15 protein-coding genes are annotated in these 14635 nt (G+C 65.6%); 9 read left to right on the top strand and 6 right to left on the bottom strand.

Annotated features, from left to right (window positions below; all coding sequences use genetic code 11):
• Positions 1-104: 104 nt before the first annotated feature.
• Complete coding sequence (locus tag ASE64_RS14165) at positions 105-1040, top strand: DnaJ domain-containing protein (RefSeq protein ID WP_055781702.1); 936 nt, start codon at positions 105-107, stop codon at positions 1038-1040.
• A gap of 34 nt (positions 1041-1074) precedes the next feature.
• On the opposite strand, the gene ASE64_RS14160 is transcribed toward ASE64_RS14165, so the two are convergent.
• The gene (locus ASE64_RS14160) at positions 1075-1446 is read right to left on the bottom strand and encodes an RNA-binding S4 domain-containing protein (protein ID WP_055781700.1); all 372 of its coding nucleotides are present in this window, start codon (positions 1444-1446) and stop codon (positions 1075-1077) included.
• 75 nt (positions 1447-1521) lie between these two features.
• Between ASE64_RS14160 and ASE64_RS14155 the strand changes: the two genes are divergently transcribed.
• Positions 1522-2145 (top strand): alpha-ketoglutarate-dependent dioxygenase AlkB, encoded by a 624-nt coding sequence (locus tag ASE64_RS14155; RefSeq protein ID WP_055781698.1) that lies wholly within the window; start codon positions 1522-1524, stop codon positions 2143-2145.
• A gap of 7 nt (positions 2146-2152) precedes the next feature.
• Here ASE64_RS14155 and ASE64_RS14150 read toward each other — a convergent pair whose 3' ends face one another.
• Positions 2153-2776, bottom strand: coding sequence for an FMN reductase (locus ASE64_RS14150; RefSeq protein ID WP_442853842.1), 624 nt, complete (start codon positions 2774-2776; stop codon positions 2153-2155).
• A gap of 122 nt (positions 2777-2898) precedes the next feature.
• Here ASE64_RS14150 and ASE64_RS14145 point away from each other — a divergent pair, with 122 nt between their 5' ends.
• The 5 genes from ASE64_RS14145 to ASE64_RS14125 all read left to right on the top strand — a co-directional run bounded on the left by ASE64_RS14145 (position 2899) and on the right by ASE64_RS14125 (position 6071).
• Positions 2899-3102 (top strand): DUF1653 domain-containing protein, encoded by a 204-nt coding sequence (locus tag ASE64_RS14145; protein WP_200920231.1) that lies wholly within the window; start codon positions 2899-2901, stop codon positions 3100-3102.
• The gene (locus ASE64_RS14140) at positions 3102-4052 is read left to right on the top strand and encodes an NUDIX hydrolase (RefSeq protein WP_055781693.1); all 951 of its coding nucleotides are present in this window, start codon (positions 3102-3104) and stop codon (positions 4050-4052) included. Before ASE64_RS14145 ends, ASE64_RS14140 begins: the two co-directional genes overlap by 1 nt.
• Before the next feature lie 108 nt (positions 4053-4160).
• Positions 4161-4637 (top strand): FHA domain-containing protein, encoded by a 477-nt coding sequence (locus tag ASE64_RS14135; RefSeq protein ID WP_055781690.1) that lies wholly within the window; start codon positions 4161-4163, stop codon positions 4635-4637.
• On the top strand, positions 4638-5339 hold the full coding sequence (gene ftsR, locus ASE64_RS14130) for a transcriptional regulator FtsR (RefSeq protein WP_055781687.1): 702 nt from the start codon (positions 4638-4640) through the stop codon (positions 5337-5339).
• Between the two features lie 246 nt (positions 5340-5585).
• Positions 5586-6071 (top strand): MerR family transcriptional regulator, encoded by a 486-nt coding sequence (locus ASE64_RS14125; RefSeq protein ID WP_055782105.1) that lies wholly within the window; start codon positions 5586-5588, stop codon positions 6069-6071.
• A gap of 105 nt (positions 6072-6176) precedes the next feature.
• On the opposite strand, the gene ASE64_RS14120 is transcribed toward ASE64_RS14125, so the two are convergent.
• Positions 6177-6995, bottom strand: a complete 819-nt coding sequence (locus tag ASE64_RS14120; protein WP_055782104.1) for a ParA family protein — start codon at positions 6993-6995, stop codon at positions 6177-6179.
• Positions 6996-7071: 76 nt separating this feature from the next.
• Here ASE64_RS14120 and ASE64_RS14115 point away from each other — a divergent pair, with 76 nt between their 5' ends.
• Complete coding sequence (locus tag ASE64_RS14115; RefSeq protein WP_055781684.1) at positions 7072-10479, top strand: pyruvate carboxylase; 3408 nt, start codon at positions 7072-7074, stop codon at positions 10477-10479.
• Positions 10476-10967 (top strand): peptide deformylase, encoded by a 492-nt coding sequence (gene def / locus ASE64_RS14110; protein ID WP_055781683.1) that lies wholly within the window; start codon positions 10476-10478, stop codon positions 10965-10967. Before ASE64_RS14115 ends, def begins: the two co-directional genes overlap by 4 nt.
• Here the strand turns inward: def and ASE64_RS14105 are convergent.
• The 3 genes from ASE64_RS14105 to ASE64_RS14090 form a co-directional block, all read right to left on the bottom strand.
• Positions 10964-11626, bottom strand: a complete 663-nt coding sequence (locus tag ASE64_RS14105) for a TetR family transcriptional regulator (protein WP_082466314.1) — start codon at positions 11624-11626, stop codon at positions 10964-10966. The genes def and ASE64_RS14105 overlap by 4 nt on opposite strands.
• Positions 11627-11725: 99 nt before the next feature.
• Positions 11726-12391, bottom strand: a complete 666-nt coding sequence (gene aroQ / locus ASE64_RS14100) for a gamma subclass chorismate mutase AroQ (RefSeq protein WP_156351897.1) — start codon at positions 12389-12391, stop codon at positions 11726-11728.
• A 350-nt stretch (positions 12392-12741) separates the two neighbouring features.
• The gene (locus ASE64_RS14090; RefSeq protein WP_055781672.1) at positions 12742-14568 is read right to left on the bottom strand and encodes an AMP-dependent synthetase/ligase; all 1827 of its coding nucleotides are present in this window, start codon (positions 14566-14568) and stop codon (positions 12742-12744) included.
• Positions 14569-14635 lie beyond the last annotated feature (67 nt).

The following is a 14635-nucleotide window of genomic DNA, read 5'->3' as shown; positions in this document are numbered from 1 at the left end:
GTGTACCGGGCGGGCCGCCACGGGGCGCGGCCTCAGGATTGGCCGGTATTCTCGTGCTCGGGGGGGTGTGAGTCACACCCTGATCAGGAAGGTTCACGAGCGGCATGTCTGACAGTCCGGCCTCGGCCACTCCTTACGAGGTGCTGGGGATCACACCCGCGGCGAGCGTCGACGAGATGCGCCGCGCTTACCGGCGGCGTCTGCGCGAGACGCACCCCGATACGGGTGGGTCTCCGGCGAGATTCCACGCGGTTCAGGCGGCCTGGGAGGTGCTGGGCGACCCTTCCTCTCGCTCGGCCTACGACCGGGGATCGTCGGCGACATCGGCCCGTAGTGGCTCCGCCCGTCCTGCGGGCTCGTCCTGGACCGCCCGAGCCTCGGCACCGTCCAGCGCATCCAGTTTGAAGGCGCGCTCGTATGGGCACCCCGGGGGACAGGCCAGGGAGCGTTTCCTCACTCTCATCAGGGAGTGGGCGGGGCGTGGAGCGGATCTGGCGGATCCCTATGACGCAGCTCTCGTGCGAAGCGCACCGCGCGAGATCCGCTGGCTTCTCGGCAAGGCGCTCGCGGAGGAGCAGACGGCTCGCGTCCTCTCCGACCTCGGAATGGGATTCACCGTCTGGAACGACGTCGCGACCCCCACGGGCAACAAGCTCGATCACATCGTCCTCGGACCCGCCGGTCTCTTCGCCGTGATGTCGGAGGACTGGGGCGAATCCGTGCGCCTTCACCGGGGAGAATTGTCGGGCGACGCGATTGGCGACGGGGAACAGCCGGTCCGTGATCTCGTTCGGTCGGCGCGCAAACTCGGTAGATCGCTCGGCGTGCGATTCGATGGCCAGGTGATCGTCGTTCCCGACGGTGCGCTCACCGACGCGTCGGCAGAATCGATCGAGCGAGGCCGCAATGCGGGCACGGTCGTCATCGAGCGATCGCGGCTGTCGGACGTGATGCGTTCCGGTGTGTCGAACGGAGATGCGCGCCGCGGTGACGTCTTCGAGGTTCGAACGCGACTGCAGCAGGGTGTGCAGCTGGTCTGACGCTCGGCAGCAACCGAGGAGCTCCTCGACGGCGTCAGTGGCCCCGGAGCTTCTCAATGTCTCGTCGCTCGCGCTTGGTCGGTCGTCCGGCTCCTCGATCGCGGATCGGCACGAAGGGCACGTCCTCGCGCGCGGGCGGCGGGGGAGTGTTGTCGGTCATGCTCTCGGCGGCGACGGTGGCGCTCACCCGCTTGGCGAGGATCCTCGTGACGACGACGATCCGCTCGGCGTCGGGCGTTCGGAGCCTGACCTCGTCGCCCACGCGAACCGCGTGTGCCGCCTTCACCTTGTCGCCGTTCACTCGCACGTGCCCGGCACGGCAGGCCGCGGTGGCGAGGGAGCGTGACTTGATCAGGCGAACGGCCCAGATCCAGCTGTCCACGCGGATCGACGAACCTGCTTCCATGCCTCGACTCTACGAGACCCGGACCGCAGTGAAGGTCGACTAGAACATATGTTCGAATATCCGTATGCTCGAGATATGACTCTTGCGTACCAGGCCTCACTGTTCGATGATCCGGGCGCCCCGCCTGTCGTGGGTGCGCTGGGTGACGAGGTTCGCCGCATCTCGCTCGAATCGGGTGCGTGGATCGATGTGAGGCCGGGGTGGGTCGCCAACTCCGACTCGCTCTTCGAAGATCTCGTCAGCGCGGTCGAGTGGCGAGCCGACACCCGCGAGATGTACGACAGGGTCGTCGAGGTGCCGCGGCTCGTGAGCTGGTTCGGTGCTCGGGATCGACTGCCGCACCCGACGCTCGACGAATCGATGCGTGTGCTGAACGAGCACTACTCCCGTCTCGATGCCGAGCGATTCGCGACGGCGGGCCTGTGCTTCTATCGAACCGGCGACGACAGCGTCGCCTGGCACGGTGATCGAGTGGGCAGGTCGGTGCAGCGCGATACCCGAGTGGCGATACTCTCTGTCGGCGCCGAACGTGTGCTGTCCGTGCGTCCGGTCGGCGGCGGTGAGATCTCCCGCTTCCCGGTTGGCCACGGTGATCTCATCGTCATGGGTGGCAGCTGTCAGCGCACCTACGAGCACGCGATTCTCAAGTCGGCCAAGGCCGTGGGTCCTCGCATCAGTGTGCAGTTCCGCCGGGCCTGAGCGACCGCTACGCCGAAACGGCGAGGTTCGCTAGCTGCTGCGCGAACGGGATGACGGGTTCGTCGACGGGGCGCGTCGCGGGGCGTCCGTCGACGATCTCTGCCAGTTCGCCGGCCGCCCTCGTGATCCGTACGGCGAGATCCCCGTGCGTGCCGCCGGTGCTTCCCCAATCCTCAGACGCGGCGAAGACCGATGTGGGCACGACGACGGACTGCAAGTACGCGAAAAGCGGGCGGACCGAATACTCCAGGGCGAGCGAGTGTCGAGCCGTGCCGCCGGTCGCCGCGATGAGCACGGGCTTGCCGGCCAGGCTGCGGGGCTCGAGGATGTCGAAGAACGACTTGAAGAGTCCGCTGTACGACGACGAGAAGATCGGAGTCACGGCGATGACGGCATCGGCCTCGACGATGGTCTCGATGGCGGAGGCGAGCGCACCCGAGGCGAAGCCGGTGAGCATCGTGTTCGTGATCTCGTGCGCCAGGTCGCGCAGTTCGATCGCCGTGACCTTCGCGTCCGAGCCGGCGTCTGCCAGCGCCCGTGCGGTCGCCTCGCCCAATCGGTCGCCGAGCAGGCGGGTCGACGAGGCCTGGCTGAGTCCCGCCGAGATGATTGCGATCGACTTGTTCATGATGATCTCCACTCCGACATTTCTATGCGTTTGCATCTACATTGATTCGAAACCCTACGGGCGCGCTGAATATTCCCGGCAGGTGGTGGCGGTGGCTTCTCGTCGAGATGAGGCAGAATCGGGTCATGGATACCCTCGAGCCCGGTGCGTACATCCACTACAAGGGCGGCCGCTACGACGTCGTAGGCGATGCGCGGCACAGTGAGACAGAAGAGAGGCTGGCCGTCTACCGATCGGCGGACGGTTCGCTCTGGGTCCGGCCGCTCGACATGTTCCTTGGCGAGGCCATCGTCGATGGCGTAGCGGTGCCGCGCTTCACCAAGCTGTGATGGCGACGAACCCGCTCGATGCGGCAGATCGTCGGCCCCACGGGAGCGGAGACGCGTGGGTCACCGCCCCCGATGGTCGGAAGTTCTGGGGGACCTTCGGCGCAGCAGGTCTTCTCGTGCACGACGACCGGGGTGTTCTCCTGCAACTCCGAGTCGAGTGGAGTCATCATGGTGGAACCTGGGGCCTGCCCGGGGGAGCGCGCCACGAGGGCGAGTCGGCTGTGCGCGGTGCCCTCCGGGAGGCCTCCGAGGAGGCCGGGGTGCCGGCCGACGCGCTCGTGCTCGAATTCACGAGTGTGCTCGATCTCGGGGTGTGGAACTACACGACCGTCGGCGCTCGAGCCACTCGCCCGTTCGAGGCTGTCATCGGTGACGCCGAGAGTATCGAGCTTCGCTGGGTCCCGATCGACGAGGTCGACGCGCTGCCCCTGCACCCCGGTTTCGCCGCGCGCTGGCCTGTGCTCAAAAGCCTTGTAAAGGAATCGACCACTGTTGTCGTCGACGCGGCCAATGTGGTCGGCTCGCGTCCTGACGGCTGGTGGAAGGATCGGGCCGGGGCAGCCACGAGCCTGCTCGAGTCCCTGGCCGTTCGGATCGACAAGGGAATCCCGGGCGAGTATCTCGGTCTCGACGTCGACACGTACTGGCCGTCGATCGTCGCCGTCCTCGAAGGGCGGGCGAGAGAGGCGCACGGTCCGCCCGTCCGGAGTTCGGTGCGCGCTCTCGCCGACGGCGTTCGTGCGCCGGAACTCGTCGTCGCCCGAGCCGAGGGTGAGGGAGACGATCTGATCGCCGACGTCGCTGCATCGCTCAGGGGTTCCGGTGATTCCGTTCTGGTCGTGACGGCCGACGCGGGTCTTCGACGTCGCGTTGAATCGTCGAGCTGCGTGACGAGAGGCCCGCGATGGTTGACCGACATTCTCGAGAGACCGACGGACGCGCCCACGTGACCGGCGATCCAGTCGTTCGACGCGCCCACTCGTGCAGTCGTACGGCGGATTCCCTGCTCGCGAGCAGACTCGCATCGGCTACGCTGGACACCCTAGGAGGTCACGAACTTGGCTGATGACACGAACGCACACGAGTCCGCGAACCGCGCACGCAATGAGACTGACACGACCCTGCACTTCACGGCGGAGTTCGCGGCCCAACTGGCCGCCCTCGAGGGCGGAGTCACGGCAGAAGAACTCGAGGCGATCGCTGCATTGCCCTCGGGTTCAGCGCTGCTGATCGTTCGCCGCGGGCCGAACAACGGCGCTCGCTTCCTCCTCGACTCGGACAGCACGATCGCCGGGCGTCACCCTGAGGCGGACATCTTCCTCGATGACGTCACGGTGTCGCGTCGGCACGCGTCGTTCACCCGCCGCGCGAATGCATTCGAGGTGACCGACCTGGGTTCGCTCAATGGAACCTATTTCGATGGCGTGCGGGTCGACCGGGCGCTCCTCAGCGACGGAGCCGAGGTGCAGGTCGGCAAGTTCCGCCTCACGTTCTACCCGTCGCGACTCGACGTCGTCACCGCTCCCGGCGAGTAGATGGCGGCCACACCCGCATCGGCGCGCGGATCGGCATCGGCTCAGCTTCTCAGCATCGGCCAGGTGCTGGCGCGGCTGACGCCCGAGTTTCCTGATCTCACTCCCTCGAAGCTTCGTTTTCTCGAAGAGCGGGGTCTGGTGCGGCCCGCTCGAACCGAATCGGGCTACCGCAAGTTCTGTCAGCAGGATCTCGAACGGCTTCGACTCATCCTCACGATGCAGAGAGATCGCTACCTGCCCCTCGTCGTCATCAAGTCCTATCTCGACGACGTCGACGCAGGTCGAGGTCCGGTTCTTCCTGGTTCGACGGCCGAACACGGCCCATCCATGCTGCCGAGCGGACGCCGCCTGAGTCGCGACGAACTGATCCGTGATGCCGGAGCAACCCCGATGCTGCTCCAGGACGCCGTCTCGGCCTCGGTCATCACTCCTGGTGAGACCTTCGGAGACGACACCCTCGCCGTCTTGAAAGCTCTCGTCGAACTGCAGCGCTGCGGCATCGAACCGCGCCACCTGCGCGGCTTCCGCGTCGCCGCCGAGCGTGAACTCGGACTCATCGAGAGCGCCCTCGTGCCGGTGTCGAGACGCAACGATGCCTCGAGTCGAGCGCGGGCGGCAGAGCTCGCCGTCGAGATTGCCGGCCAGCTCGAAATCGTCAGGGGAAGTCTGATCAGATCTGCCCTGGGGCGACTCGTTCCCTGACGGATGCGCGCCGTAGACTGACTGCAGCTCGTCTCTGCACGACACGCCGACTCTTAAACGCGGATGTCATTGCCGCCGGTCGATCCCCTCGATAGCGTGGACTGAGTAGACACACACGGTTTTCACCAGCCGACAATTTTTCTGGAAGAGGCGCGTTTCTTGAGCGAGAACATCGGGACCGGTGCCGGACCAGGCACCAAGCGCAGCGACGATGCTCGCTTCGACGGCCTTCTCTTCACCGACGGTATGGCCGAACTCGACGCCGACTCCGGATACCGTGGGGCAGTTGCCGCTCGTGCAGCGGGCATCACCTACCGCCAGCTGGACTATTGGGCTCGCACTGCGCTGGTCGAGCCCACAGTGCGTGGCGCGGCCGGGTCCGGCTCGCAGCGTCTCTACGGATTCCGCGACATCCTCGTACTCAAGCTGGTCAAGCGACTGCTCGACACGGGCATCTCTCTTCAGCAGATCCGAACGGCGATCGAGCAGCTCCGCGAGGCCGGCATCAACGACCTCGCCCAGACGACTCTGATGAGCGACGGAGCAAGCGTCTACCTCTGCACATCGAACGACGAGGTCATCGACCTGGTCAGTCGCGGCCAGGGCGTCTTCGGCATCGCTGTCGGCAAGGTGCTGCGAGAGGTCGAGACAACGCTCGTCTCGATCGATTCAACCGTTCCGGATCCGATGGATGAACTCGCCGCTCGCCGAGCGAACCGCAAGATCTCCTAGATCCGACCCCACAAACACCACAAGCTCAGCGAACGGTTCCCGTTCTCTGAGCTTGTTTGTGTCGGTGCTTGTGTTCGGTGAGGCTTGTTTGTGGTGGAGCGTCCTCTAACCGCGGGAGGTCTTGGCCTCGGCGTATTCGCCGAGTCGACCTGTGCGCATTACGCGCTCCAGAAGGAGGTCGAAGTTGCGAGCCATCTCCTGGGCGCCCTCGCCCGGCCAGACATGCAGAGGCTTAGCGGCTCCCTGCGCCTGCTGGAGCGACGTGCGCTCGGGCAGCTGAGGACTCAGAACCAAGGGGCCGAACATGTCGCGCAGCTCCTTGATGCGGAACTGGTGCTCGAGTGACTGCGAACGCACGCGGTTGACGATGATGCCGAGGGGCTGCAGGCGCGGACTGAGGCCGCGACGAATCTCCTCGATCGCTCGGAGCGCTCGGTCTGCCGCGGCGACGGAGAAGAGGCCGGGCTCGGTGACGACGCTGACACGGTCGCTCGCGGCCCACGCGGTTCGCGTGAGGGCATTGAGCGAGGGCGCGCAGTCGATGAGCACGAGGTCGTAGTCGGCCTCGACGGTGGCCAGGGCCTCTTCGAGCTTCCAGATGTCTCGGATGCTCGGGTGGGGCCCGTCGAAGTTGAGCGCAGACGGGCTGCCGATCAACACATCGATCTTGCCACCGCGATCCTTGGTCCAGCCGCTCGGAGCGATGGCCGCGCGAACGACCTTCTCCTTCGGGCTGGCCAGAACATCGGCCACATTGAGGTGACCGGCGACACGGATGTCCATGCCGGTCGAGACATCGGACTGGGGGTCAAGATCGACGACGAGGGTACGCAGGCCCTTTGCAAAAGCGGCCGAGGCGAGCCCGAGCGTCACCGTGGTCTTGCCCACTCCTCCCTTGAGGGAGCTGACGCTGAGTACATGCACGGACACCACGTTACCTTTACTAGGCTGAGACAACCTAACCGTGCGCTGTATGCGCGCGTATTTGTGAAAGGCCCCCATGTTCTCCAAGATCCTCGTCGCCAACCGTGGAGAGATCGCCATCAGGGCATTCCGCGCCGCGTATGAACTCGGTGCTAAGACCGTCGCGGTCTTCCCCTACGAAGACCGAAACAGTATGCATCGGCTCAAGGCCGACGAGGCGTATCAGATCGGCGAGATCGGTCACCCGGTGCGCGCTTACCTCGACGTGGCCGAGATCATCCGCGTCGCCGTCGAGAGCGGCGCCGACGCCATCTACCCCGGCTACGGCTTTCTGTCGGAGAACCCGGATCTCGCCGAGGCTGCTCGTTCCGCGGGCATCACGTTCATCGGGCCTGGCTCCCACGTGCTCGAGATGGCCGGAAACAAGGTCACGGCGAAAGACCACGCAATCGCAGCCGGTGTTCCCGTACTCCGATCCACGCCGGCATCACGCGACCTCGACGTGTTACTGGAAGGCGCTGACGAGATCGGCTTTCCTCTGTTCGCCAAGGCGGTCGCCGGTGGCGGAGGACGCGGCATGCGCAGGGTCGAGTCGAGAGGAGACTTGAGAGAGGCGCTCGAAGCAGCGATGAGAGAGGCCGACAGCGCGTTCGGCGACTCGACCATGTTCCTCGAGCAGGCCGTCCTCCGCCCCCGGCACATCGAGGTGCAGATCCTCGCAGATTCGACGGGGGAGACCCTTCACCTCTTCGAGAGGGACTGCTCCGTTCAACGGCGCAATCAGAAGGTCATCGAGATCGCCCCCGCGCCGAACATCAGCGACGAATTGCGCGAAGCGCTGCACCGCGACGCGATCGCGTTCGCCCGATCGATCGGGTACGTGAACGCCGGAACGGTCGAGTTTCTCGTCGACACCGTGGGGGAGCGCGCGGGCGAGCATGTCTTCATCGAGATGAATCCGCGCATCCAGGTCGAGCACACCGTGACCGAAGAGGTCACCGACGTCGACCTGGTGCAGTCGCAGATGCTCATCGCTGCCGGGGCGACCCTTGCCGAGATGGGCCTGTCGCAAGAGAGCATCGTGCTTCGCGGCGCCGCCCTGCAGTGCCGCATCACGACAGAAGACCCGACTGCCGGGTTCCGGCCCGACACGGGCAAGATCACGACCTACCGCTCCCCGGGTGGCGCCGGTATCCGGCTCGACGGCGGAACCATCAACCCGGGCGCACAGATCAGTCCCCACTTCGACTCGATGCTGGCGAAGCTCACCTGTCGCGGACGTGACTTCTCGGCCGCTGTGCGGCGTTCGAAGCGAGCCCTTGCCGAGTTCCGCATCCGAGGCGTCGCCACGAACATTCCGTTTCTGCAGGCCGTGCTCGAGGATCCGAGCTTCGAGGCGGGTGACCTGAGCACCTCCTTTATCGACGAGCGACCCGAACTGCTTCGAGGGCATGTCTCGAAAGACCGCGGAACGAAGATACTCAACTGGCTCGCCGATGTGACGGTCAACCAGCCCAACGGGCCCCGCCTGTCGAGCGTGAACCCTCTCGACAAGCTTCCCTCGATCGATCTCGACGCTCCTGCGCCGAGCGGCTCGCGGCAGCGGCTCCTCGAGCTCGGCCCGCAGGGTTTTGCGAGCGCCCTTCGCGCCCAGACCGCCCTCGCCGTGACAGAGACAACGTTCCGAGACGCGCATCAGTCGCTGCTCGCCACCCGCGTGCGCACCCGTGATCTGCTCGCCGTCGCCCCCTACGTGGCTCGTATGACCCCCGAGTTGCTCTCCGTCGAGGCTTGGGGTGGCGCGACCTACGACGTCGCGCTCCGATTCCTGGGGGAGGACCCCTGGGAGCGCCTCGCTTCGCTGAGGGAGGCGGTTCCCAACGTCGCCCTGCAGATGCTTCTGAGAGGACGCAATACCGTCGGCTACACCCCCTATCCGACGGAGGTCACCGATGCGTTCGTGCGCGAGGCGGCGAAGACGGGCGTCGACATCTTCCGCATCTTCGACGCGCTCAACGATGTCGGCCAGATGCGTCCCGCCATCGACTCGGTGCTCGAAACGGGTCATTCCCTCGCCGAGGTGGCGGTCTGCTACACCGGAGACCTGCTCGACCCGGCCGAAGATCTCTACACGCTCGACTACTATCTGAGGCTCGCGGAGCAGATCGTCGCCGCCGGCGCGCATGTGCTCGCGATCAAGGACATGGCCGGCCTACTGCGTCCGGCCGCGGCCGAGAAGCTGGTCACGGCATTCCGAGCCAACTTCGATCTGCCCGTGCACGTGCACACGCACGACACCCCCGGTGGTCAGCTCGCGACGCTCCTCGCGGCAAGCCGGGCGGGTGCCGATGCCGTCGACGTGGCGAGCGCCCCCATGGCTGGCACGACGAGCCAGCCGTCGGCATCCAGTCTTGTCGCCGCCCTCGCGCACACCGATCGGGACACGGGTATCTCGCTGCCCTCGGTGCTCGACCTCGAGCCGTACTGGGAGGCAGTGCGTACCGTGTACCGCCCGTTCGAATCGGGCCTCGCCGGGCCCACCGGCCGGGTGTACAGCCATGAGATCCCGGGCGGGCAGCTGTCGAATCTGCGCCAGCAGGCCATCGCGCTCGGTCTCGCAGACGACTTCGAGCGCATCGAAGACCTGTATGCGGCCGCGAACAAGATCCTCGGCCGGGTGCCGAAGGTGACGCCGTCGTCGAAGGTGGTCGGTGACCTCGCTCTGCATCTCGCGGCTGTCAAAGCCGATCCGAAGGACTTCGAGGAGAATCCTCAGAACTACGACATCCCCGACTCGGTCATCGGGTTCATGGCGGGCGAGCTCGGCGAGCTGCCGGGCGGATGGCCGGAGCCGTTCCGCACCAAGGTCTTGGAAGGCCGCGAGGTCAAGATCGGGGTCACCCCGATCGACCAGACAGACGCCGCGACCTTGGCGGGAGACGACAGTGCGGCAATCAGATCGACGCTGAACAGGCTGTTGTTCGCGGGGCCGACGAAGACATTCGAGCAGGTGCGCGAGCAGTACGGAGACCTGTCCGTCGTCGACACGGTCGACTATCTCTACGGCCTGCGCGAGGGCGTCGAGAACGTCGTCGAGATCGACAAGGGCGTCAAGCTCTATGTGGGGCTCGAAGCCATCGGCACGGCCGACGACAAGGGCATGCGCACCGTCATGACGATCCTCAACGGTCAGCTCCGCCCGGTGTTCGTGCGAGACCGCAGCATCACCGTCGACACCACATCGGCTGAGAAGGCCGACCTGTCGAAGCCGGGGCAGGTCGCTGCTCCGTTCTCGGGTGTCGTCACGCTGAAAGTGTCCGAGGGCTCGATCGTTGCGGCGGGAGAGTCGGTCGCGACCATCGAGGCCATGAAGATGGAGGCTGCCATCACGGCCCCGATTGCCGGGCGCGTGAGCCGTGTCGCCATACCGGTGACGCAACAGGTCGAAGCGGGCGATCTGCTCGTCGTGGTGGTCGCCCCGTGAGCGCTCGTGAGATCCGCCTGTTCGGCGACCCGGTTCTGAAGACCGTGTCCGATCCGGTGACCGAGATCGACGATCGCATCCGTGGTCTCGTCGAGGATCTACTCGACAGCGTGCGCCTGCCGGGCCGCGCCGGAGTCGCCGCATCGCAGATCGGCGTCAACCTGCGCGCCTTCAGCTACAACGTCGACGGCCGAATCGGCTACATTCTCAACCCGACGATCGTCGAGTTGTCGGGTGAGCCCGAACTCGTCGACGAAGGGTGCCTCTCCGTACCCGGGCTCTGGTTTCCCACGCTCCGGCATCCGTTCGCCCGGGCCACGGGCATCGATCTCGACGGCAATGAGATCGAGGTGTCGGGCACGGGCGTCATGGCGCAGGCGCTCCAGCACGAGACCGATCACCTCGACGGCCTGCTCTACCTCGATCGGCTGGACAAGCCGGCGCGGCGAGAGGCCATGAAGCAGGTTCGGGAGTCCGACTGGTTCTAGAGCTCTTCGGTGTCGGGCGCGGGGTGGCCGACCAGGGAGGTGTCGATCGCACTCACCCGCTCGACCCGCAATGCCGCGTCGGCGATTCCCCAGGACTCGAACAGCGGCGCCCACAGCGTCTTGAGCCGGATCTCGAACTCCTCGGCGCTCACGGTCAGCGATCCGCCCAGAAGGCCGAACGTCGCACTGAGCAGAAGACCGACCGTTCGTTCGGGCAGATCATCGGGGTTGCCGCCGGAGTCGCGAATGGCTACCTCGAGTTGCTCTCGCACGGTCGATGCCCAGTCGAAGTCTCGTGGAACCTCGATGCCCGCCTCCAGGAGCTCGTGCAGCAGCCGGGTCGCGCCTCCCGCAATGGGGCATGAGCGAGCGTCGAGAGACGTCGTCAAGAGGAATGCGGTGAGTCGCTCGAGACCCGGCTGCTGAGGCAGCTGTTCGTACAGGCTCCTCCACCGGTGCTGCTGCTGTTCGATCACAGCGGTGGCGAGGGCGAGTTTCGAAGGGAACAGATGGTAGCCGATGGCGGATTTCGGCTTTCCCATGGCCTCGGCTACACGAGAGAAGGTCGTCGCCTCGTAGCCGTAGGAGCCGAACTGTAGACCCGCGGCCTCGATAATGGCCGCCTTCGAGGCTTCCATCGCCTGTACTCGCCGGTTCATTGCCCTCCTCTGCCGCTGCTGTGGCACTTCGCAAAAGACCAATTATACGAAAGATGGAGTGTCTCTACCAGCTCGAGGACATGGTCGCGGACCGAGGGGTCAGCGGGCGCAGAAAGAACCCCAGGCTGCTTTGACGGCCTTCCGTTCGAGGGAATCCATGCCCGGGTAGGTGCGATCGCGCTCAGAGTCGACGGCGTGTGAGCAGCGCGCGTCACTCGCGACGGAGGATGCGTCGCCGATGGCCGTCACGAGCGCCGTATCGATGGAGTCGAGCTGAGACCGGATCGTCGCCAAGTCGGGCGCCGTGGTCGGAGCCTCCTGCGCGTTGTGCGTCCATTCCGTGAACAGGCCGTTCTGCACTACTTTGCTGGCACTGATCTGAGCCCGCACGACCCTCGCCACCAGGTCTGTGTCGACGCCGTCCTTCGTCGCGAGCGCGACGGCCTCGTCGACCACGGCCTGCTCGCGAGCGGGGTCGGTGATGGGCTTGCCGCTCAACCACTTGGACTGGGCGACGGGGGTCGCGAGCGCGAGCCGCTGGGCCACGAGGGTGCCGATCGGATCGAGCCTGGAGGCGTCGTCGATCCGGTGCTGCGCAGACGCGGAGGACTGTTCGACGGGCGAAGACATGTCGGCGGCCATGGCACCCGGCCCTGAGCCGACGATCGCTGTGAGGGAGAGGCCGATGATGACCGCCCCGGCGAGCGAGCGGGGGATGGCGCGGTGAGGCGCCGAGGACGGTGTCGTCGAGTGTGTGCGTGGCATGGTGATCTCCCTGGTCGAGTGGGTCAACCGCGTCGGCGACGTGCCGCTGCGGTTCGTCGGATGAAGCTCGCCAGGGAGTGAGCCAGGTCGGCGCTGAGTGAGTAGCTTCCGAGATGGTCGTGACCGATCAAGCAGTCGCACTCCATCACGAGCGGTTGATCGACGTACGCGACGTGACAAATCGCGTTGTGCGTGACTCGGGTCTCGAGCTCGTCCATACCTGTACCCACCTCCCTAGACGATCGTCTATGAAGATGATTCCCGAGCTGCACCGCACCCGTCGTGCAACGGGGCAAGTTGCCAGCGAACGAGGAGCTAGACGGGAGGTAGCGCGAGCGCGCCCGGGCAGATCACAGGATGAGCGACTGACCCTCGGTCGCTGGAGCAGCCTGATAGATGCGCTCGACGTCGTCGGCGAAGTCTTTCATGATGACGTGCCGCTTGATCGTGAGCTTCGGCGTCAGATGGCCCGAGTCCTCTGTCAAGTCGTCGCTCAGTACGACGAACTTGCGAATCGACTCTGCTCGTGAGACCGCGCTGTTCGCCTCGTCGACGGCCCGCTGGATCTCCGCGAGGACAGCCGGGTTCTGGGCCGCCTCGGCGAGTGACAGGCCGGCCGACTGACCGTTGTTGCCGAGCCAGACGGGCAGCATTTCGGGATCGAGCGTGATCAGAGCCGAGATGAAGGGCTTCTGATCTCCGACGACGATGACCTGCCCGACCAGGGGATTCGCGCGAATCGGATCCTCGAGAACGGCGGGCGCGACGTTCTTGCCGGCGGCGGTCACGATGATCTCCTTCTTCCGACCCGTGATGGTGAGAAAGCCGTCGGAGTCGAAAGCGCCGATATCGCCGGTCTTGAACCAGGCGCCGTCCATGGCCTCGCGAGTCGCCTCGTCGTTGTTCCAGTATCCGGCGAACACGTTGACGCCGGTGACCTGGATCTCGCCGTCGTCGGCGATGCGGACACCGACCCCCGGGAGCGCGGGGCCGACGGTGCCGATCTTGAACTTCGATACGAGGTTGACGGTCGCAGGCGCAGTCGTCTCGGTGAGACCGTACCCTTCGAGGATCTTGATACCGAGGCTGCGGTAGAAGTGGCCCAGGCGGTGTCCGAGCGGGGCCGAGCCCGACACGGCGTACTCCACACGACCGCCCATCGCCTGTCGGATCTTCGAGAGGACGAGGCGGTCGAAGAGGGCGAATCTCAGACGAAGGCCCAGAGAGACCTTTCCCTCATCTAGTGCGACGGAGTGCTCGATCGCCGTGGCCGCTGCCTTGCGGAAGATCGCGCCCTTGCCGCCCGTCTCGGCCTTCTGCTCCGACGAGTTGTAGACCTTCTCGAAGACACGGGGCACAGCGAGCAGGAACGTGGGTCGGAAGCTGCCGAGCGAGGTCAGCAGCTTCTTCGTGTCTGGTTGGTGCCCGACCTTGACGCCGGCGTGCACGCAGAGAACGGAGATGAACCGCGCAAAGATGTGCGCCGTCGTGATGAACAGCAGGGTGGATGCTCCGGGCTCGAGCATCTCTTTCATCGCGACCCCGGCGTTGCGGCTGAGCTCCACGAAGTTGGAATGCGTGAGCATGCACCCCTTCGGTCGGCCCGTGGTTCCGGAGGTGTAGATGAGTGTGGCGAGGTCGCTGCCCGACGCGCTCGATCGTGCGGCCTCCAGAGCCTCATCACTCACGGCGGCTCCCGACGCGACGATCTTGTCGAGATCGCCGAGGTCGATCTGCCAGACCTGGTTGATCAGGGGCAGGTCGGGGTGCACCTCATCGAACTTCGCGAAGTGGTCGGCGGTCTCGAGGATGACCGCGACCGCGCCGGAATCGCTCAGGTTCCACTGCACCTGGCTGGGAGCCGATGTCTCGTAGATCGGCACGAGAATCGCGCCGGCGAACCACGTCGCGAAGTCGACCACGGTCCACTCGTAGCGCGTCTTGCACATGAAGCCGATCTTGTCGCCCGGCTTGATGCCGTTGGCGATGAGGCCCTTCGCGGTCGCTCGAACGCGATGCAGGAACTCGGCGACGGTGATCTCGCTCCATCCGTCGTCGCCATCGGGAACGGCGAACAAAGGGGCATCCGGCGTGGCCGCGGCTCGAGCCAGCAGCAGGTCGGTGGCGTTCGCGTCAGGGTCAGCTTTCACGACGGCGGGTACAGAGAATTCTTCCACGTCAACTCCTTCGTCAACAGGTCTATGTGCTCGTCGGCGCTTGAGGCCGATGCTCCGGCCAAATGGT

The organism is Agreia sp. Leaf210, assembly GCF_001421485.1.
Taxonomy (GTDB): Bacteria; Actinomycetota; Actinomycetes; order Actinomycetales; family Microbacteriaceae; genus Agreia.
This window is presented reverse-complemented; position numbering and strand designations above follow the sequence as displayed.

Bases quoted from the DNA above. Each gene is read 5' to 3' on its own strand.
- ASE64_RS14145 (WP_200920231.1), top strand. From the start codon at position 2,899: ATGGATACCCTCGAGCCCGGTGCGTACATCCACTACAAGGGCGGCCGC.
- ASE64_RS14160 (WP_055781700.1), bottom strand. From the start codon at position 1,446: ATGGAAGCAGGTTCGTCGATCCGCGTGGACAGCTGGATCTGGGCCGTT.
- ASE64_RS14140 (WP_055781693.1), top strand. From the start codon at position 3,102: ATGGCGACGAACCCGCTCGATGCGGCAGATCGTCGGCCCCACGGGAGC.
- ASE64_RS14155 (WP_055781698.1), top strand. From the start codon at position 1,522: ATGACTCTTGCGTACCAGGCCTCACTGTTCGATGATCCGGGCGCCCCG.
- ASE64_RS14105 (WP_082466314.1), bottom strand. From the start codon at position 11,626: ATGAACCGGCGAGTACAGGCGATGGAAGCCTCGAAGGCGGCCATTATC.
- ASE64_RS14125 (WP_055782105.1), top strand. From the start codon at position 5,586: ATGGCCGAACTCGACGCCGACTCCGGATACCGTGGGGCAGTTGCCGCT.
- ASE64_RS14165 (WP_055781702.1), top strand. From the start codon at position 105: ATGTCTGACAGTCCGGCCTCGGCCACTCCTTACGAGGTGCTGGGGATC.
- aroQ (WP_156351897.1), bottom strand. From the start codon at position 12,391: ATGCCACGCACACACTCGACGACACCGTCCTCGGCGCCTCACCGCGCC.
- ASE64_RS14115 (WP_055781684.1), top strand. From the start codon at position 7,072: ATGTTCTCCAAGATCCTCGTCGCCAACCGTGGAGAGATCGCCATCAGG.
- ftsR (WP_055781687.1), top strand. From the start codon at position 4,638: ATGGCGGCCACACCCGCATCGGCGCGCGGATCGGCATCGGCTCAGCTT.